General features: G+C 68.2%; 20 protein-coding genes, 1 tRNA gene and 1 pseudogene. 6 read left to right on the top strand and 16 right to left on the bottom strand.

Translation table 11 applies throughout. The features are described from left to right. Positions 1 to 17: 17 nt before the first annotated feature. The gene (locus ADL01_RS33320; RefSeq protein WP_053745776.1) at positions 18 to 995 is read left to right on the top strand and encodes an ArsA-related P-loop ATPase; all 978 of its coding nucleotides are present in this window, start codon (positions 18 to 20) and stop codon (positions 993 to 995) included. Continuing rightward, the gene (locus ADL01_RS33315; protein WP_053745775.1) at positions 992 to 2,380 is read left to right on the top strand and encodes an ArsA family ATPase; all 1,389 of its coding nucleotides are present in this window, start codon (positions 992 to 994) and stop codon (positions 2,378 to 2,380) included. Before ADL01_RS33320 ends, ADL01_RS33315 begins: the two co-directional genes overlap by 4 nt. Before the next feature lie 10 nt (positions 2,381 to 2,390). Here the strand turns inward: ADL01_RS33315 and wblA are convergent, their stop codons facing one another. Then, the gene (gene wblA / locus ADL01_RS33310; protein WP_053745774.1) at positions 2,391 to 2,729 is read right to left on the bottom strand and encodes a transcriptional regulator WblA; all 339 of its coding nucleotides are present in this window, start codon (positions 2,727 to 2,729) and stop codon (positions 2,391 to 2,393) included. Between the two features lie 409 nt (positions 2,730 to 3,138). On the opposite strand from wblA, the gene ADL01_RS33305 reads away from it, so the two are divergent. After that, a complete protein-coding gene (locus tag ADL01_RS33305) occupies positions 3,139 to 5,445 on the top strand; it encodes a transglycosylase domain-containing protein (protein WP_053745773.1) in 2,307 nt (768 codons plus the stop codon). Between the two features lie 148 nt (positions 5,446 to 5,593). Here the strand turns inward: ADL01_RS33305 and ADL01_RS33300 are convergent, their stop codons facing one another. After that, the gene (locus ADL01_RS33300; protein WP_053745772.1) at positions 5,594 to 6,058 is read right to left on the bottom strand and encodes a GatB/YqeY domain-containing protein; all 465 of its coding nucleotides are present in this window, start codon (positions 6,056 to 6,058) and stop codon (positions 5,594 to 5,596) included. Positions 6,059 to 6,136: 78 nt separating this feature from the next. Here ADL01_RS33300 and ADL01_RS33295 point away from each other — a divergent pair, with 78 nt between their 5' ends. The 3 genes from ADL01_RS33295 to ADL01_RS33285 all read left to right on the top strand — a co-directional run bounded on the left by ADL01_RS33295 (position 6,137) and on the right by ADL01_RS33285 (position 8,041). Next, positions 6,137 to 7,063 carry a metallophosphoesterase gene (locus ADL01_RS33295; RefSeq protein WP_053745771.1) on the top strand — a complete coding sequence of 309 codons (927 nt, stop codon included), beginning with the start codon at positions 6,137 to 6,139 and terminating at the stop codon, positions 7,061 to 7,063. Positions 7,064 to 7,139: 76 nt separating this feature from the next. Next, positions 7,140 to 7,916 carry a Pr6Pr family membrane protein gene (locus ADL01_RS33290; RefSeq protein ID WP_053745770.1) on the top strand — a complete coding sequence of 259 codons (777 nt, stop codon included), beginning with the start codon at positions 7,140 to 7,142 and terminating at the stop codon, positions 7,914 to 7,916. A 51-nt stretch (positions 7,917 to 7,967) separates the two neighbouring features. Further along, positions 7,968 to 8,041: transfer RNA gene (locus ADL01_RS33285), tRNA-Pro, on the top strand. A gap of 95 nt (positions 8,042 to 8,136) precedes the next feature. On the opposite strand, the pseudogene ADL01_RS45555 reads toward ADL01_RS33285, so the two are convergent. The 14 genes and pseudogenes from ADL01_RS45555 to ADL01_RS44175 all read right to left on the bottom strand — a co-directional run bounded on the left by ADL01_RS45555 (position 8,137) and on the right by ADL01_RS44175 (position 18,343). Continuing rightward, positions 8,137 to 9,304, bottom strand: a pseudogene (locus ADL01_RS45555) (site-specific integrase). After that, positions 9,304 to 9,492, bottom strand: coding sequence for a helix-turn-helix domain-containing protein (locus ADL01_RS33275; protein ID WP_053745769.1), 189 nt, complete (start codon positions 9,490 to 9,492; stop codon positions 9,304 to 9,306). Before ADL01_RS33275 ends, ADL01_RS45555 begins: the two are co-directional and overlap by 1 nt. After that, the gene (gene repSA / locus ADL01_RS33270) at positions 9,489 to 10,880 is read right to left on the bottom strand and encodes a replication initiator protein RepSA (RefSeq protein ID WP_053745768.1); all 1,392 of its coding nucleotides are present in this window, start codon (positions 10,878 to 10,880) and stop codon (positions 9,489 to 9,491) included. The genes ADL01_RS33275 and repSA overlap by 4 nt, the downstream gene beginning before the upstream one ends. Further along, positions 10,877 to 11,185, bottom strand: coding sequence for a hypothetical protein (locus tag ADL01_RS33265; protein WP_053745767.1), 309 nt, complete (start codon positions 11,183 to 11,185; stop codon positions 10,877 to 10,879). Before ADL01_RS33265 ends, repSA begins: the two co-directional genes overlap by 4 nt. A 20-nt stretch (positions 11,186 to 11,205) precedes the next feature. Then, positions 11,206 to 11,361: a hypothetical protein gene (locus ADL01_RS45550; RefSeq protein WP_199834995.1), complete on the bottom strand. Its 156-nt coding sequence runs from the start codon at positions 11,359 to 11,361 to the stop codon at positions 11,206 to 11,208. A gap of 15 nt (positions 11,362 to 11,376) precedes the next feature. Beyond that, complete coding sequence (locus tag ADL01_RS33260) at positions 11,377 to 11,556, bottom strand: mobile element transfer protein (protein WP_053745766.1); 180 nt, start codon at positions 11,554 to 11,556, stop codon at positions 11,377 to 11,379. 15 nt (positions 11,557 to 11,571) lie between these two features. Then, entirely contained in the window at positions 11,572 to 12,261 is a 690-nt protein-coding gene (locus tag ADL01_RS33255; RefSeq protein WP_053745765.1) for a DUF2637 domain-containing protein, read from the bottom strand. An 87-nt stretch (positions 12,262 to 12,348) separates the two neighbouring features. Continuing rightward, positions 12,349 to 13,716: an FtsK/SpoIIIE domain-containing protein gene (locus tag ADL01_RS33250; RefSeq protein ID WP_053745764.1), complete on the bottom strand. Its 1,368-nt coding sequence runs from the start codon at positions 13,714 to 13,716 to the stop codon at positions 12,349 to 12,351. Positions 13,717 to 13,721: 5 nt separating this feature from the next. Continuing rightward, positions 13,722 to 14,069, bottom strand: coding sequence for a hypothetical protein (locus tag ADL01_RS33245; protein ID WP_053745763.1), 348 nt, complete (start codon positions 14,067 to 14,069; stop codon positions 13,722 to 13,724). A gap of 184 nt (positions 14,070 to 14,253) precedes the next feature. Beyond that, a complete protein-coding gene (locus ADL01_RS33240) occupies positions 14,254 to 15,075 on the bottom strand; it encodes a hypothetical protein (RefSeq protein ID WP_053745762.1) in 822 nt (273 codons plus the stop codon). Continuing rightward, positions 15,072 to 15,923 carry a hypothetical protein gene (locus tag ADL01_RS33235; protein ID WP_053745761.1) on the bottom strand — a complete coding sequence of 284 codons (852 nt, stop codon included), beginning with the start codon at positions 15,921 to 15,923 and terminating at the stop codon, positions 15,072 to 15,074. The genes ADL01_RS33240 and ADL01_RS33235 overlap by 4 nt, the downstream gene beginning before the upstream one ends. Before the next feature lie 178 nt (positions 15,924 to 16,101). Then, positions 16,102 to 16,503, bottom strand: coding sequence for an ATP-binding protein (locus tag ADL01_RS33230; protein WP_053745760.1), 402 nt, complete (start codon positions 16,501 to 16,503; stop codon positions 16,102 to 16,104). A gap of 95 nt (positions 16,504 to 16,598) precedes the next feature. Continuing rightward, on the bottom strand, positions 16,599 to 17,453 hold the full coding sequence (locus tag ADL01_RS33225) for a helix-turn-helix domain-containing protein (RefSeq protein ID WP_078960900.1): 855 nt from the start codon (positions 17,451 to 17,453) through the stop codon (positions 16,599 to 16,601). 500 nt (positions 17,454 to 17,953) lie between these two features. Beyond that, positions 17,954 to 18,343 (bottom strand): hypothetical protein, encoded by a 390-nt coding sequence (locus tag ADL01_RS44175; RefSeq protein WP_159049711.1) that lies wholly within the window; start codon positions 18,341 to 18,343, stop codon positions 17,954 to 17,956. Between the last annotated feature and the right edge of the window lie 169 nt (positions 18,344 to 18,512).

Raw genomic sequence — 18,512 nt, 5'->3', positions numbered from 1 at the left:
TGGTTAATCTCGAAGGCGTGAGCAGGTTCCAGGTCGTCAGCGGTAAGGGCGGGACCGGAAAGACCACGGTCGCCGCAGCGCTCGCGCTTGCCCTCGCCACCGAGGGGAAGCGCACGCTTCTCGTCGAGGTAGAGGGCAGGCAGGGCATCGCGCAGCTCTTCGAGACCGAAGTGCTGCCTTATGAGGAGCGGAAGATCGCCGTCGCTCCCGGGGGCGGGGAGGTGTTCGCCCTCGCCATCGACCCCGAGCAGGCGCTACTGGACTACCTCCAGATGTTCTACAAACTCGGCAGCGCCGGCCGCGCCCTGAAGAAACTCGGCGCGATCGACTTCGCCACCACCGTCGCCCCGGGCATCAGGGACGTCCTCCTGACCGGAAAGGCGTGCGAGGCGGTCCGGCGGAAGGACAAGAGCGGGCGGTTCATCTATGACCACGTCGTGATGGACGCCCCGCCGACCGGCCGCATCACCCGTTTCCTGAACGTCAACGACGAGGTGGCCGGGCTCGCGAAGATCGGCCCGATACACAATCAGGCGCAGGCCGTGATGCGCGTACTCAAGTCGCCGGAGACGGCGGTGCACATGGTGACGCTCCTGGAGGAGATGCCTGTCCAGGAGACCGCCGACGGTATCGCCGAACTGCGGGCGGCCAAGCTGCCGGTGGGGCGGATCATCGTCAACATGGTGCGGCCCGAGGTTTTGGACGAGGGCGAGCTGGAACTCGTCCGGGCGGCTCCCCGTACCGCGCTCGCCCGGTCGCTGTCAGCCGCCGGGCTCGGCGGGGCGCGGCGCGGCGGGCACGCCGAGAAGCTGGTGGACCCGTTGCTGGCCCAGGCCGAGGAGTACGCCGCGCGGTACGCGCTGGAGCGCGAACAGCGTTCCGTGCTGGGCGAGTTGGGTCTGCCGTCACACGAACTGCCGTTGTTCGTGGAGGGCATGGACCTGGCAGGTCTCTACGAACTGGCCACCGAGCTGCGGAAGCAGAGGATGTCATGAGCCCGGACCCGCACGACACCGTCCCCCGCCATGTCCTGTCCCCCGCGCGCGTGCTCGAGGTGGATCCGCTGATCGACGACCCGCAGACCCGGATCGTGGTGTGCTGCGGGTCCGGCGGGGTCGGCAAGACGACCACCGCGGCGGCGCTCGGGCTGCGCGCCGCCGAGCGAGGGCGGAAGGTGGTCGTACTCACCATCGACCCGGCGCGCAGGCTCGCCCAGTCCATGGGCATCGACTCGCTCGACAACGTCCCGCGGCGGGTCAAGGGCGTCGAGGGCGGCGGCGAACTGCACGCCATGATGCTCGACATGAAGCGGACGTTCGACGAGATCGTCGAGGCGCACGCCGACCGGGAGCGGGCCGCCGCGATCCTCTCCAACCCCTTCTACCAGTCGCTCTCGGCGGGCTTCGCGGGCACGCAGGAGTACATGGCGATGGAGAAGCTGGGGCAGCTGCGGTCGCGCGACGAGTGGGATCTCATCGTCGTCGACACGCCTCCGTCCCGGTCCGCCCTGGACTTCCTGGACGCCCCGAAGCGGCTCGGTTCGTTTCTCGACGGCCGGCTGATCCGGCTGCTGACGGCGCCGGCGAAGCTGGGCGGGCGCGCGGGGATGAAGTTCCTGAACGTCGGGATGTCGATGATGACCGGCACCCTGGGCAAGCTCCTGGGCGGCCAACTCCTCAAGGACGTCCAGACGTTCGTGGCCGCGATGGACACCACCTTCGGTGGTTTCCGTACCCGCGCCGATGCCACGTACCAGTTGCTTCAGGCGCCGGGCACGGCGTTCCTGGTGGTGGCGGCCCCGGAGCGCGACGCACTGCGCGAGGCCGCGTACTTCGTGGAGCGGCTGGCCGCGGAGGACATGCCGCTCGCCGGACTGGTGCTCAACCGGGTCCACGGCAGCGGCGCCGCCCAGCTGTCCGCCGAACGTGCGCACGCCGCCGCGGAAAATCTTGAAGAGCCCCGCATTGTCGATCAGGAGGACGGGAAAGCTGGACTTCGTAACTCCCCCGACACGTACGGCAATTCAGACCGGCCAGACTCCTCGCTTCCGGAGGCGGACGTCGAAGAACACGTCGAAGGCTCCCCCACCGCCACCGACAGTGAACCGACCACCGACCCCGGTGACCCCACCGTCCAACAACTCACCGCAGGCCTGCTCCGGCTGCACGCCGACCGCATGCAGCTGCTCTCCCGCGAGCAGCGCACACGGGACCGCTTCACCGCACGTCACCCGGAGGTGGCCGTGACCGAGGTCGCCGCACTGCCCGGCGACGTACACGACCTCGCGGGACTGCGGGACATCGGCAACCGGCTCGCGACCGACCGGCCGGAGCTACCCGAGCTGCCGGAGCCGCCGGAGCTTGCGAAGGCGAGTGACTGACCGGGAAGGCTCAGCCCACCGCCAAGTAGTTCTCGTACACCTCTTCCTCGTCGAGAGGCAGGATTCCCGCCCCCCGCTCGTACTCCGTACGCGCTGTCTCGAGCAGCCGACGCCACGAGGTGACAGTGGGACGCCTGCGCAGCAGTGCGCGGCGCTCCCGCTCCGTCATTCCTCCCCACACGCCGAACTCGACACGGTTGTCGAGCGCGTCAGCCAGGCATTCCGTGCGTACCGGACATCCGGTGCACACCGCCTTGGCCCTGTTCTGCGCTGCTCCTTGAACGAACAGTTCATCCGGATCGGTAGTGCGGCAGGCCGCCTGCGCACTCCAGTCGGTTACCCAGCCCATACCGGCGCCGTCCTCTCCCGAATCGAGGCTCCCCCACGGCGGCAGCGGCATATTCACCGCCGCCAGTTGAGGACGTTACGGAAGGCAGGCACAGCGCAACACCCCCGTCGGGCCCAATCTTGAATGGCCCGAACGGACTATGGGTAAGCGGCAGATCACCCGGGGGAGTGAGCGACCGACATGCGTGACCATCCCGACAAAGCGGGACAGTTCAGCTGGGTCACAACGGACACCTCGTGACACACAAGGCGGATCCGGGCACATATTCCACAAAAAAAGTTGGACTACATCCGAAACGATTCGGGTCTCACGGACGTATTGATACGTGACCTCACTGCTGTGACAGTTGTGAGCAGCTTAGGCCAAGGCCTGTATCTGTGTCCGGCGAATGAGAACGTAGGCTGCCCTCATGCCAAACAAGCGCTCGGGCGGTGGCCTGTCGGCAACACAGCAGGCCGCCAAGTTCCTCGGTGTCAGCGTGCTCGCGGGAGCCGTCATGGCGGGGATCGCCCTGCCCGCCGCCGGCGCGCTCGGTCTCGCGGCCAAGGGGTCGGTCGAGGGGTTCGACGAGATCCCGGCCAATCTCAAGCGCCCGCCGCTGAGCCAGCGCACCACGATCCTGGACGCCAAGGGCGGTCAGATCGCCACGGTCTACTCGCGTGACCGCACGGTCGTCGAGCTCAAGGACATCTCGCCGTACCTCCAAAAGGCGATCGTCGCGATCGAGGACTCCCGGTTCTACGAGCACGGCGCGATCGACCTCAAGGGCGTCCTGCGCGCCCTCAACAAGAACGCGCAGAGCGGTGGCGTCGCGGAGGGCGCCTCCACGCTCACGCAGCAGCTGGTGAAGAACGTGTTCGTCGAGGAGGCGGGCGACGACCCGACGAAGGTCGCGCAGGCCCAGCAGCAGACCATCGGCCGCAAGATCAAGGAGCTGAAGTACGCGATCCAGGTCGAGGAGCAGCTGGGCAAGAAGAAGATCCTCGAGAACTACCTGAACATCACGTTCTTCGGCCAGCAGGCCTACGGCGCCGAGGCCGGCTCCCGGCGCTACTTCTCCAAGGCCGCCAAGGACCTCACCCTCCCCCAGGCGGCCCTCCTGGCCGGCATCGTCCAGTCGCCCACCCGCTACGACCCGGTGAACGACCCGGCGGAGGCCATCAAGCGCCGCAACACCGTGCTCAAGCGGATGTCGGAGGTCGGTGACATCACCCCGCAGGCGGCCGAGGCTGCCAAGAAGGCGCCGCTCGGCCTGAAGGTCAGCCAGCCCAAGAACGGCTGCATCGCGGCGGTCCAGGGGGCCAGCTTCTTCTGCAAGTACGTCGAGAAGGAGTTCCTCGCCAACCCGGTCTTCGGCAAGACCCGCGAGGACCGGACGAAGATCTGGGACCAGGGCGGCCTGACGATCCGTACGACGCTGGACCCGCAGTCGCAGGCGTCCGTGCAGGCGTCGATCAAGCAGCACGTGAACAAGTCGGACTCGGTCGCGACGGCGGTCACGCTGGTCGAGCCGGGCACCGGCAAGATCCTCGGCATGGGCCAGTCGAAGCCGTACGGCTACGGCAAGAACGAGACCGAGATCAACTACTCGGTCGGCAGCGACCGGGGCGGCTCCAACTTCGGCTTCCCGACCGGTTCGACGTTCAAACCGTTCGTGGCGGCGGCGGCGCTGGAGGAGGGGCGCCCGGCGATCCAGGAGTACTCGTCGCCGTACCAGATGACGTACCCGAGCCCGGTCCAGACGTGCAGCGGCAAGCCGTGGACCAACCTGACGGACGAGAAGCTCGAGAACGAGAGCGAGTCGGAGAAGGGCCCCTTCCGCCTGCGCAAGGCGATGGAGCTGTCGGTCAACACCTACTTCGTCCAGATGATCTCCGACATCGGCCTCTGCCCGGTCGCCAAGATGACCGACGCGCTGCACGTGAGGCAGGGCAACGGCGACAAGCTGCCCGAGGTTCCCGCCATCGCCCTCGGTTCCAAGGGCATCTCGCCGCTGACGATGGCTAGCGCGTACGCGGCCTTCGCCTCCCGGGGCATGTACTGCACGCCGGTCGCCATCGAGTCGATCACGCAGAAGGCGAACGGCGTGGAGAAGTCGCTGGAGGTCCCGAAGTCGACGTGCTCGCGCGCGATGTCGGAGAAGACCGCCGACACGATCAACACCCTTCTGCAGGGCGTCGTCGACTCCGGTACCGGCAAGGAGGCCGGCCTCACCGACCGCGACAACGCCGGTAAGACGGGTACGACGGACGCCCGCAAGAACGCCTGGTTCGTCGGCTACACGCCGGCCCTGTCCGGCGCGGTCTGGGTCGGCAGCGCCATGCAGAACGTGAAGATGACCAACATCAGCATCGGCGGCCAGTTCTGGGAACTCGTCTACGGCGGCAAGGTCCCGGGTCCCATCTGGAAGGACGCCATGACCGGCGCCCTCGTCGGCAAGGACTCCGGGAAGTTCAACATCATCCCGATCATCGAACCGGCCCCCCCGAAGCCTGCCGACAAGGGCGACGGCAGGGGTGACGGCGACAACGGGGACAACAACGGCAACAACATCGCCGGCGCGACGAACGGCGGCGACAACGGCGGCAACACGTTCCCGAACCCGACGTTCTCGTTCCCCGAGGGCTTCGTCCAGGGCAACGACAACGGCGGCAACAACGGGAACGGCAATGGGAACGGGAACGGCGGCAACGGCTTCACCGGAGGGTTCCCGTAGAGGGTCCACCCGCCCGGGACGCGGTGAGTGAGTCGTAGAGAGTCCGTCGTACGTGAACGGGGGCGCCCTTCTTGAGAAGGGCGCCCCCGTCGACGTACAGACGCGCCGGTGTCCAGTGACGTACCGGCGCGGCGGTGTTCGCGGCCGGTCAGCCGGCGAGGAGCTTCTTGACCGCGGCGGCGACCCGGCCGCCCTCGGCGAGGCCGGCGACCTTCGGGTTCACGATCTTCATGACCTGGCCCATCGCACGCGGCCCTTCGGCGCCGGCCGCCTTGGCCTCCTCGACGGCCTGGGCGACGATCCGGTTCAACTCGTCGTCGTCGAGCTGCTTGGGCAGGTAGGTGGCGAGGATCTCGCCCTCCGCCTTCTCGCGCGCGGCCTGCTCCGGGCGGTCGCCCTGCGCGAAGGCCTCGGCGGCCTCGCGGCGCTTCTTGGCCTCGCGGGTGATCACCTTGGTGACCTCCTCGTCGGAGAGCTCGCGCTTCTCCGTGCCGGAGACCTCTTCCTGGGTGATGGCGGTGAGGGTCAGCCGGAGCGTCGAGGAGCGGAGTTCGTCGCGCGCCCTGATGGCGGTGTTGAGGTCTTCCCTGAGCTTCGACTTGAGCGTGGTCATGGGATCGATTGTCGCAGGTGCGGGAAGCCGGCCGCCCGTGGATTTCCACCGTCCCCCCTCGCCTGACACGATGGGCGCATGCGCGCGCGATACGGAGTACCCCTGGGAATCACGGCGGTTGCCGCCGCCGGCCTCGTCTACTCGGCGGGTTTCGAGACCCGTTCCTTCCGCCTTCGACGAGTGACCGTGCCGGTGCTGCCCCCCGGTATGCGTCCCCTGCGCGTGATCCAGGTCTCCGACATCCACATGGTCGGCGGCCAGTACAAGAAGCAGCGCTGGCTGCGCTCCCTCGCCGGTCTCCGCCCCGACTTCGTGATCAACACGGGCGACAACCTGTCCGACCCGGAGGGCGTGCCCGAGGTGCTGGACGCGCTCGGTCCGCTGATGGAGTTCCCGGGTGCGTACGTCTTCGGCTCCAACGACTACTACGGCCCCAAGCCCCGTAACCCCGCCCGCTATCTGCTCGAGAAGGCCCAGGGCAAACACGGCCTCAACGGCAACCCGCCCGCCGTCGACGTCGTCCACAACCCGTGGGAGGAGCTGCGCGACGGCTTCGACGCGGCGGGCTGGCTGAACCTGACGAACACCCGGGGCACGCTGAAGATCGACGGCCTGTCGCTGGAGCTGACGGGCCTGGACGACCCCCACATCAAGCGGGACCGGTACGCGCAGGTGGCCGGCGGCCCCTCCGAGACGGCCGACTTCTCGATGGCCGTCGTCCACGCCCCCTACCTCCGCGTCCTGGACGCGTTCACAGCGGACGCGTACCCGCTGACTCTCGCCGGCCACACGCACGGCGGCCAGCTGTGCATCCCCTTCTACGGCGCCCTCGTCACCAACTGCGACCTCGACACCGACCGCGTGAAGGGCCTGTCGACGCACACCGCGGAGGGCCGGACGTCGTACCTCCACGTCTCGGCGGGCTGCGGCGCGAACCGCTACACGCCGGTACGGTTCGCCTGCCCACCGGAAGCGACACTGCTGACACTGACCGCGCGGGCGTAAACAGCGGGCACAGCAGGCGCAACCCGCACGGCCCACCCGAATCGCCCCATTTGCCCTAACGCCCTAGCGTGAGGGCATGACCGCTCCGATACCCAGGGACATACCGGACCTCCCCGCGCTCCCGGGCGGCCCCACCCTCCTCCCGTCCTCCGTCCCCGCGACGGCGGTGGTGACGCCGGTACGCCGCCCCCTGACGGCGATCTTCCGCCTCCTCACCGCCGCCGCGGCGGCCACGGCCGTGACCGTCGAACTGCTCCTGGGCAGCCCCGCCCAGGTCCTGAGCCAGTTCTCCATCCAGAGCGCCATCCTGCTGACCGTCGTCATGACCACCGCGGCCCGCCGCGCCTGGACGGCCCACCGCCCCCTGCCCGACACCCTGACAGGAGCGACACTCCTGTACGTCGTCATCGCCGCCCTGGTCCACCACCTGCTGGTGGCCAACCCGTCGGGCCCGTTCACCACCCCGCCCCCACCAACGGGCTGGCACGCCGTCACGAACCAGCTCCTGCATACGGCGGTCCCCATCGCGGCACTCGTGAACTGGCTCCTGCTGACCCCCTCGGGCCACCTGCACCTGCGCCAGGCGGCGTCGTGGCTCCTGTACCCCCTGGCGTACCTGGCGTTCTCCCTGGCCCGAGGCGAACTCCTCGTCCCCGGCACACCGAACCGCTACCTGTACGGCTTCCTGGACGTGGACGCGGACGGCTACAAGAGCGTCCTGGCCAACGCCCTCCTCCTCGGCCTCGCCATCTACGCCCTCGCCGTCCTCCTCATAACCCTCGACCACATCCGCCCGAACCCCGTCCACCACCGCGCCAAAACCGGATTTCGCCTGGGGCCACCGGTGGGCTAAAGTAAACGACGTCGCCACGACAAGCAGGTCAAGCAGGACAAGCGGCGACATCGGGGTGTAGCGCAGCTTGGTAGCGCGCTTCGTTCGGGACGAAGAGGTCGTGGGTTCAAATCCCGCCACCCCGACAGCTAGATAGCAGATCAGAGGGCCCTTACCGGGTAGGTAAGGGCCCTCTGGCGTTGCTGCGTGTCTAACTGCGTGACTATCGATTTCTGAGTGCCTACGACTGCTTCAGCGTGCCCCCGAAGATGCCGTCCATGACCACGGCACCAGTCTGGATGACGGGCCGGATCTGCTTCCGGTAGACCTCCTCCGTCACGGCGGTACCGGAGTGCCCCACGAGCCTGGAGATCTCCTCCAGCGGGACACCCCGGTCGGAGAGCAGGGACACGAAGCTGTGCCGGAGCTCCCGAGGCGTCCACTCGTCGGCGTCGATCCCGTCGACGTCCTTGAGTGCCTGGCGGAAGGCGCGGCGGACGTTGGCCGCGTCGAGCGGCTTGCCGACAGCCGAGGAGAAGACGAGTCCGTGTTCCTCCCATTTCTCGTCAGCGGCGAGCCGATCCCACCTGGTCTTCGAATTGCTGCCAGAGCGCATCGACGCAGCGCGCCGGCAGAGCGAGCGTCCGCCGGGACTTCCGAGTTTTGGTGTCCCCGCTCCGCCGGACCGACCGCCAAACGGCGATGTGCGGAGGCTGCGGCGGGTCGAAGTCCGGTCGGCCTTTCAGAAAGACGTGGTCCCAGGTGAGAGCCCGAAGCTCCTCGGTACGGGCACCGGTCAGCAGCGCGAGGACGATGTACGCGTACATCGAGGTTCCCTCGGCACCCTTGAGCACGGACTCGGCCTGGGCGAAGGTGAGCGCCTTGGACGGACGCCCTGCCTGGCCCTGGGGCACTGAGCACAGCTCGACGACGTTGCGCTTCACCTTGTCCCGCGCCATGGCCCGCTTGACCGCACGGTTCAGGTACGAGTGGATCGACTGGAGGGTGCGAGTGCTGAGCGTCTTCGCCTTGGTGGCGAGCCAGCGGTCCACGTCCTCCGCGCTGAGGTCGCGAAGCTTGCGAGCGCCGAGCGACGGAATGACGTGCTTCTGGCTCAGGAGCGTGGTGGTCTCGACGGTGTTGGGGTCGAGGCCGGCCAGGCCGTAGGCGAGCCAATCCGCTACCGCGTCCTTGACCGTGTAGTTGGTGGGCGCGATGGCGAGGCCGTCTTCATGGTCCCGCAGTACTTCCTTGAGCTTGTTCTTCGCCTCCGTCTTGGTCTTGCCACTCCCCCGCTTCACGATCCGCTTGCCGCTCGGGTCGAAGCCGAGGTTCGCCGTGGCGATCCACCGCTGTCTCTTCTCATCCCAGTGCAGGCCGCCGTCACCGCGACCACGACGCTTGGTCATCAGGCCGCGTCTCCCATCTGGTGCCGGATGAAGGTGCGTACGGCGTCGTCCGGGATACGGCGGCATCCGTCGACCTTGATGGAGACCAGGCGGCGGGTGCGGATGAGGTCGTAGACCTTGGTGCGGCCGACCTTGAGCCGAGTCATGACCTCAGGGACGGTAAGCAGCTCGGGGGCGGCGGTGGTCATGCGTCAGCTCCGTCCAGGTCGAGTTCGTCTCGTAGGGCTTCGCGGGCGGTTTCGCGGTTGAGTTCGATGTCGCGGCGGATGTTGGCGGCGAGCCAGGATTCACCAGGGGTGTGGCCGTGTCCGGCGTAGGACCAGTGGGCGAGGGTCAGGGTGGTTGTCTCCGGGGTGTGGGGGTCGGGCAGGCCGAGGGCTTCGCGCTGTTGGGCTGCGCGGTAATCGGCGCGGGTCTGGCGGAGTGCGCCGAGGGTGGTCGAGTACCGGCGGGACTTGGTGGAGAAGTGGCCGCGGAAGCCGAGCATGTGAGCCCAGTCCTGCAACTTGCGGTCCGGGTAGAGCGCGTGGAGGTCGAGGCAGGCTTCGATGAGTCGGCGGGGGTGGTCGGGCACCCCGAGCAGGACCAGGGCCTCCTTGTTGCCGACGCGGCGGTCGACGGTGCCGGTGGTCTCGGCCGCCTTGGTGGCGTACTTGGCGACGTACGAGGCCACGGCAGCTTCGGTGATCTCCTCACCGTGGCCGAAGGCACCGATCGGCTGGACGTCGAGTTGGGTGCCCCAGCGCAGAGTTCGGGCGGGCTGGTCACCGGCCGAGGGCACGTCGACCGCGACGCGGGCGGCTGCGGAGTGGATCGCGGCGGTGAGGAGGTCGAGGGTGGCCCAGGCCGGGGGCGGCGAGTCCGGTCCGTCAGGTCCGTCGAAGCGGATCACGGCGTGGAAGTGGACGGCTCCGCGCTTCTGGTACTCGGCGACCTTGCCGAAGGAGACGCGGGAGGCTTCGCGGGCCGCTTTCTGCGTGAGGCCGGCCCGGCGGGCGATCTCACGGCGCAGGTAGATCGTGAAGTACCGCCACAGCTCCGATGCGTGGTTGTTCCACAGCACCGCGCCCGCGTAGTCGTACGTGTCCGGGTTGAGCGGGGTGCCGAGTTCGGGCGCGTCCTCGCCGTGGCGGATGCCGCAGCGGCACGGCCGGTTGCCGGGGCGGTTGTGGACAGAGCCGAAGGAGGGGGCGGTCAGGGTGGCGAAGACGCGGGGGTGGTCCCGGATCGTGTGCGGGGTGCCTTTGGCGGGGTCGCCGACGAGTCCGGCGCGGATGAGGTGGTAGGTGTCGCCCGCGTAGGTCCAGGCGCAGGCCGGGCAGCGGGAGGCGCGGCGGTTGCCGCAGGCGATCCGGAGCCGCCCGCCGGGTTCGCTGTCGGTGCTGTACGAGTGGAGTACCTGCCCAGTCGCCTTGTCGCGGGTGACGGTGGTGCCCTGGAGGTGGATCGGGTCGGAGCAGCCGCCCGTGCGGCGGATTTGGTCTTGGACGCGGTCGAAGCCGGGGGACCCGGCCAGCCTCAGCACGTCGGCGAGGGCGGCCGGATCCAGGCCCGCAATGGTGGCGGAGTTGGTCACGCCTTGTTCCCCTTGAGGATGGAGCGGATGACGACCGCGCAGACGGCGACGGATGCGGCGGTGATGGCGACGGCGAGGAGCATGGAGACCAGGACCGTGCCGACGACCAGGACGGCGGCGCTGCCACCGGCGACGAGGGCGAGCGTGCTGCCAGGGGTGAGTTGGACGGTCGGCCGGTTGGAGACCGGGGCAGACGGAACGGGGGCGGGGGCCGGGACGTAGTGCGCCGGGGTGTAGGCGGTCGGGGCCGTCAAGGTGGTGGGGATCGGGGCGGTGTCCTGCGGCGGGTATTTCGGGGTGAACACGAGGTGATCCCTTCTGTGGGTCAGTCGAGGAGGGTTGCGACGGCGGGGGCGAGGAGGCTGTGGGCGATGAGGTAGCCGCCCAGGAGGAGCAGGGCGACCAACCACCAGGGCGGACGGGCAAGTTGGATGCCGAGGAAGCCGACGATGAGCACGGCGAACCAGAGCGGGACGTCCATGGCGTTGATCTCCCGTCAGGCCTTGCAGCGGTGGGTGCGGGCGGCGAGTTCAGCGGCGGCGCGGCTGTCGTACTCGGCGGAGAAGTCGCAGTGGGGAGCCGTGCAGGCGGCGAGGTGGCGGTTACGGCCACGGGCGAGGAAGGAGGCGACCTGCACGGGGCCGATGCGGCGGACGTTGCGGAAGCGCGGAGTCATGTCCAGCGGTCCTTTTCAGAGGTGGGCGGCGACGGATTGCGTCATGGACGGCGGCAGTCCGAGCCGGGCTCGGATGGCGTCCGGGTCAGCCGGGCGGCCGGTGGTGGCGTGGTGTTCCTCGGCCAGGACGCGGGCGCGGTCGACGAGGGCGGGCGGCAGGGAGACGGTGGGAGCAGTGGGCGCCGGGGCAAGGGTGGTGATCGGTTCGGCGGCGGACTCCGGAGCCGGTTCCGGGTCGGCGGAGGGCACAGAGAGCGCGTCGGGCTGAGGTTCAGCGAAGGTGGCCGGGGGCGTCTCTGCGACCGGTGTGACCGAGGTCGCCGCCGGGATGCGCGGTGTGTGGGCCAGCAGCGTTCCGCCGAAGAAGGCGACGGCGGGCCAGCCGGCCACCACGATGCGGAGCGGCGCGGGAACGTCGTCCAGGTCGAGGAGCCCGGCGGTCGCGACGTTCGCACCGAGGGAGGCAGCGAGAGCGATCAGGAACCACAGGCGTGGTCCCCCGGCCGGTCGTCCGGCCCGCTGCTGTTCGCGCATCCGACGCCACGCGGCGACCAACAGCAGATCGACGCTGACGGGATAGGCCCATGCCTTCCACCCGCCCTGTCCAGCCGCGTCGGCCAGGTCGTGCAGGTGCGAGAAGGACAGGGCACCCGCGATGACGGCCTGGACGATCACGGCGTCCACACGGGCCAGTTGGGCACGCATCGGCTCCGTCTCCTTCCGGTTCGGGGCATGGGAGGGGTAGGGACTTGGCGCGAGGCGGTCACGCCGACCGTGGGGAAAGGGGTGCGGCTACTCGGTCACCGGGCGGGCGGTGGGGACAGCAGCGGCAGGAGAGGCCGACCCGGCGGACTCGACGGCGACGGCGGGCCGGAAGGCGTCGAGGCGCGGCAGCTCCGGCACGAGGGCTGAGGTTGCGCGGCAGACGGCCGCCGCCTCGTCGAGGGTGAGGTGGGGTGATCGGGCGCGGGACCAGCCGCCGGAGGAGTCACCGACGATCGCGACGCCGGGCCGTTCGGCGGGGATGGAGGTGGCCGCGAGCGCCGCTTCCGGGGAGATGTCGGCCAGCGCCATGTTCGCCGATGACTCGTCGTTGACGCGGTGGCAGATGCGGCCGGTGAGCTGGGCCCGGAGCATGGTCGCGCCCTTGCCGAGTTCGGAGCCGAAGCGCTGACCACACACCTCCAGGTAGATGCCGGCCGCGCGGCCGAGTTGGGCAATGCGGATGAGCTTGGTGACCATGGCGTCGCGTCGCTTCTCGTCGTCCCTGCTTGCGGCGAGGAAGAGTTCCGCGACCTCGTCGACGACGACCACGACCGGCACCGGCCGCACCTCGTCCGGCAGCCCCCACACGTCCGAGGTGAGCACGGCATCCGCACCCAGTCCGGACCGAAGACCGATCAGGCGGAACCGTGCCTCCATCTCTTCCAACAAGACGTCGAGGAGCTCGTTCGCCCGGTCCGAGGTGTCGGCGAGCGCCGACAACCGAGGTGCGAACGGCGCGAGTTCGACACCCCACTTGCAGTCGATGCCGACGAGCACGACCCGTTGCCGGGCCAGGCCGCACAGCAGGTTGCGCAGGTACACGGACTTGCCGGACTGCGTTGCACCGAGGATGAGTTCATGCGGCACAGCGCGGAAGTCCCGCACGTGCCACCGCCCGTCATCCCGAAGCGCCATGGGCAGGGAGAGCGGGCCGCTCATGTGCCGTCGGCGGGCGGGCTGCACGTCGGCGAGCACGTCCCAGCCGATCAGCCGCAGTTCGAGCCAGCCCGGCTTGGTGGGACGGATGTGCACGGCGTGAGCGGCCCAGGCGTGCCGCAGCCGGTCAGCCGACGCGATGAAGTCCTCGGGAGCCTGCCCGGTCGCCATGCGCAGCCGCATCACGAGACCGGACCCGGTCGGCATCGGAAACGACCGGCGAGGCGGTACGGGTGCCGCCTCCCGCCCGATGACCCGGGCCGTGGCCCGACGGACGGCCGAAGCCGGAACCGTCAGACCACAGGCGTCCATCGTGGCCCGGTACGTGGTGAGCACGCGCAGCGCGACGAACGGATAGCCCACGAGCCACCAGAACGCGACCGGCATACGACGCCGGAGAACCAGCAGCGCGACCACGGCCAGCAGGCCCAGCACCAGCGCCCAGAGGGTGTCGGTCATGGTGATCAGCCCTGCACCGGCGCGGGGGCGTTGACCATGGCCGCGTCGGCCCGGTAGGCGATGCCGTGACGCATCCGCCCACCGAACTCGCTCTCCCACGGCCGGGCGATGAGGCCGGACATGATGACCGGAGCGCCCATCACCAGGCCCTCACCGATGCCCTGCTCGGGAATGGTGACCTTGATCATGTCCGAACCGCCCTGCGCGATGAACACCAGCTCCAGCACCATGAGCCGCTGGTTGGTGACCGGATCCACGGCGACCTCACCGGTCTGACGGTCCTTCACCTTGACCTCCGGCAGCTTGGTGACGAGAAGCGTCGCGGCCGAGACGTCTACGGGGATGACACGCATTGTTTTTGAACCTCACTGATTGTCGGGCGCCCTTGAGGGCCACCCGATTGGACTGGATACCCCCCTAGACAGCACGGGGAGCGACCCACCCCAACTGTCTAGGGGGGTCGACAGTAAGAGTAAACCGACGATCCATGAACTGTCTAGGGGGGTATACGTCCGCAGCTCGAAGCGGGCGAAGGGATTACGGGAGGACCCAGTGCAGGGCTGTGGCGTCGTCGTGGGTTTTGCCACGCGGCCAGCGTCGCCCCTCGGTGTCGCCGGCCTCTGCTTCCCTGACGCGGCGGATTAGATCGGCGGGCCCTGAAGAGCCTAGGACGGCCAACACCTCGCGCCAGTCGGCAAGTTCGAAGCGGTCGACGAGCCGGGTTGCTCCGTCGCTCAGCAGCGTCACGGAGGCAAGAGAGCCCACGGGCACCACGCCGGTGAGGGCATGCTCGGCCGCTTGCGGGTCGGGCCCCGCGATCCAGAACCCACCCGGCAGATTGCGAAGTCCCGTCAGTGCGTCGCGGTACTCGGCCAGGGCGGCGACATGTTCAGGGGAGCCCGTGGGCAACACGTCGAGGGGCCCGCGCAGCCGCTTACCGGCTTCGTTCAAGCGCGAATCGGTGATCACAGTCGCTCCCCCGGCCTTGTCATCGAGGAGGAGAGACGAGTCACCAAGAACCAGGTACTCCAGCGCTCCGCCATGGGCACGTACGGCGACGACCGTGCTGGTTGGACTGGCACGGTGCACCAGGTCGCAACTGTCCTCGTGCAGGCACCGGACAGTGCGGATGGAGTCGGCCAGACACCGAGCCAACGGCCTGGCGGGCTCTGCCGTGATGGTGCTGAGCAGCAGCCCGCCCAGCGTCGAGGAGAACCAGGCGACGCCATGCGTACATCCGGTTTCCGCACCTGACACGCCGGCGCCGTCCAGGAGAACGGCAGCCTGGGAAGCAGCAGCGGCGAAGTCCTCGTTCTCCCGGCCCGGTTCGGCGGACTGTGAGTCGAGGGCGACCTTCACTCCGTCGACTCCTCGTCGTGCCGGTAGAGGGGGGTGAGCAGTTCGTAGGAGCGCGGTTCACTGGTCTCGGGGTCGTACTCGACACCCACCAGGGTGGAGAACCGATGCTCACCCACCTGCCCCCACAGCGTCGCCAGATCGGAGGCGAGCAGCTGCACCACACCGAGAGAACCTTGAGTGTGGATACCGGCGATTGCGAGCACCGAGCCGCTTCCGTCGGGCCGCGGCAACTTGCCCAGGTAGCCGACGTCGTACGGGCGTTTCGGGTCACTGTCCTGCCCCGACCGGTAGACAGTGCCGGTTCGACTGTCGACGAGGGTCCAGGGTCCGTCTTCCGCCTGTTCCCAGCGCAGCACGGGATCCAGGGCGTACGTGTCCCACATCTGCTGAGACATGCGCGGACCGCAGACGACAACCATGCCGTCACGGTTGAGATCGATTTCACCCGTCACCGGCACATGGTCAGAAGCGACGTCGAGACCGTACGACCGCGCCAGATCTTCGAGGCGCTTGCCGGAACTGACATCGTCCACAGCGACGACCGTGCGCCCTCGTTCGTCATCACGCCGCAGCGGAGTCGCGATGACGACCGCTCCACGCCCGAGAAAGGCACCTTCCGGCGCCGGTCCGGTGTGACGGATCTGGTGGATACGCCCACGGCTCAGGCCAGCCTTCGTGGCGATCTGCGCGTAGGACAGTCCTTGCGCATGAAGGTCTTGGACCACCCGTCGGCGAAGCCGGGCGAGCTCTGTCACCTCTTGCTGCGCGTCGGCCAGACGAGTCGTGACCTCCCGCAAGAGTCGGTAGGGATCCTCGATAGCCATAATGCGCTGTAGTTCATCCGACATGACCTCACCTCCTAGCAGCATCCAGGAGGAGTCTAGGGCCCTAGACAGAACCGGCGCGAGTCGCCGACCCGATCGAACCCCGACGACGTAGAACGCCTCCCTGCGCCGAGGAACCCCTTTGGGGCTCACCCCCCGTTGCCCAGCAGGGGAACACGCGCTCGCGCCGCACGGTCCTCCATCACCCACTCACCCGCACCAAGTCCGCCCAGACACAGCGTGCACCCGCAGACCGGTCCTTCACGCCCCAGTCCTTGGCGCAGGCAGAGACGATCAACAGACCTCGTCCACCGGCATTGACCGGGTTGTTGACGCTCCGGACTCGGGGTTCGCTGTCTCCGCCCTGGTCGATGACCTGAATACGCACGAAGTCATCGGCGAAGCCGACGACCACCAGGAACCATCCCCGGTACCAGCCGCTCCGCGTGTGCCGTACAGCGTTGGCCGCAAGTTCGCCGACAACCAGGACGGCGTCAGCTACCAGATCCGAGGCTTCGTCCTCCAGCAGGTCCGCGACAAAGTGACGCGCTTCTGCCACCTGCCAGGCCAGTCCGGGGAAGATGCGGGCCCACTCTTTGGGCATGGGAACACTCCTCTGTGTCTAGGGGGCTAGACGGTGCAGCAGCAGAGTATTCCTGCGTCCGACTAAAGAGCCAGGCATCTAGAGGAATTATTCCTCTATCGAGTGACGGAGTCGCTCAGGTCCCGGAACTCAGCCATCACGCGCAGCAGCAACTCACGCACCTCTGACCCGAAGATCGCAGCCCGCTCGAAGCGTTCGAACGTCTCCTCATAACCGGTGACGTCGACTGCGTCGCCGAGGACCCTCTCACCACGGAAGGTCTCGACGACGACCGCGTCGCGATCACACAGGGTGAACCCATGACGAGGCATCACGGGGACGGCGCGACGCCACGGGATGACGCCCAGGCGAACCGTACTCAGGCTCTCGACAGCCAGCAGCCGGTCAAGCTGGGCGAGCATCAGGGCAGGGCTCCCCGGCCAGGTCCGCAGCACACCCTCCGTCAGCACGAACACCGACTCACGCCCAGGCTCATACAGGAGACTCTGCCGCTCCACCCGGGCGGCGACTGCTCGACCGACGGCTTCCGGCGTGGCGTTCAGCGCGCTGCCGAAGACGTACCGCGCGTACTCAGCGCTCTGAAGCATGGCCGGCAGAACGACACATTGGAACGAGCGGACCAGCCGAGCGGACCGGATCACTTCATCAAGGGGAGACCCGACGCGAGCCTCATCACCGGAAGCTTCCGCAGAGTCACCAGGAGCGGCTTCCACGGCGACGAGGAGGTCACACACTTCCCGAGTGGTCGACTCGTCGAGGTCGAGAGCACCCGACAAACGGCCCAGGACCTCGACACTGGGCACCATGCGCCCGTTCTCCACCTTGGACACAGTGGGCTGACCCACCCCGGCCCGCTGCGCCAGCACGGCACCAGTCAGGCCAGCCTCGGTTCGAAGTCCACGCAGACGCGCCCCAAGCGCCTTCATCCGCTGCTGCCGCTCACTCCCCATAACCAGGGTTCTACACCACGGGGCAGCGGAGTTCGGACGCCTGAACGGTGGCGATCGTCATGTGCGGGCGCCTCAGCATGATCACTTGTTACAGGTTTCCCTACCTCATCAAGTGCCCGCGCAAGCGCGGGCTGGCCCTTGGGCCCGGCCCTCTGCGCCTTCGGCGCCGGGCCGTGCCCCTGGGCCGCAACGGGGTACGGCCCTGAGTAGAAACCTGGACGGGCAAGCCACGGTCAGAACGAGCCTCCGGCGGGGGATCGGCCGGCACCGGGGCGGAGGGGACGCCGTACCCGGCTGCGAGTCCGTAGTGGCGTGCGTAGGGAGCTCCCGTCCCGTCCGCCATCGACCCAGGCAGAGCCGAGCAGACGAGGCCCAGGGCGTCAAGGTCGTTCGTACAGTGGCGCGCTCCACCTTGACGCCCTGAACCACGCCCGCTCCACGGTGTGTGGGTCGACGGCGGACGGGACGGGAGCGGGGTTGAGGGTGGTGGGGGTAGGGCTTCAACTGCCCGTCACAGCGGGAACGATCACCGCTGCGATAGCCGAGAGTAGACCCCCCACAGCCAAGACGGCATTGAATTTCTCCTTCGCCGTCGGGAAGACGGCACGGCTCACATCTCCGACCTTGCTACGCAAAACGATCATCTTGAGCTTCTGCCATCGATGCTGACGGTTCCGACACCCCATCAGAATGCCGTGGGCGTTGTTGCGGCAATAGGTCCGCCCGTCTCGGTTGACGGCTCCGCACCAGACCGGTACCTGGAAGGAGGCGTAGGCCGACACCGCAACCGACAGAGCAACAACGATCGGTAGTGACCATTGCTGGCTCCAGGCGACGATGAGGGCTGCAACCGCTATGTATCCCCAGTACAGACGCACCGCTTTCCCCATAGGTACGCAGAGTAGCGGCACATGTACATGACCGGCAGAGGTGAACGAGCCACGAGAGCTTGCGTGCCTCAGAAGCCGTATCTCAACCGGTCATGGAACGTGCGGGTCGAACAGGTTTCCCGCCGGGGTGATCTTCCCGTTGTCCGTGCATGAAGACAGGGCCTCTCGG

The organism is Streptomyces sp. NRRL WC-3618, assembly GCF_001280005.1.
In the GTDB taxonomy this organism is placed as follows: domain Bacteria; phylum Actinomycetota; class Actinomycetes; order Streptomycetales; family Streptomycetaceae; genus Streptomyces.
The sequence above is the reverse complement of the archived record's forward strand: the minus strand, read 5'-3'. Positions and strand labels throughout refer to the sequence as shown.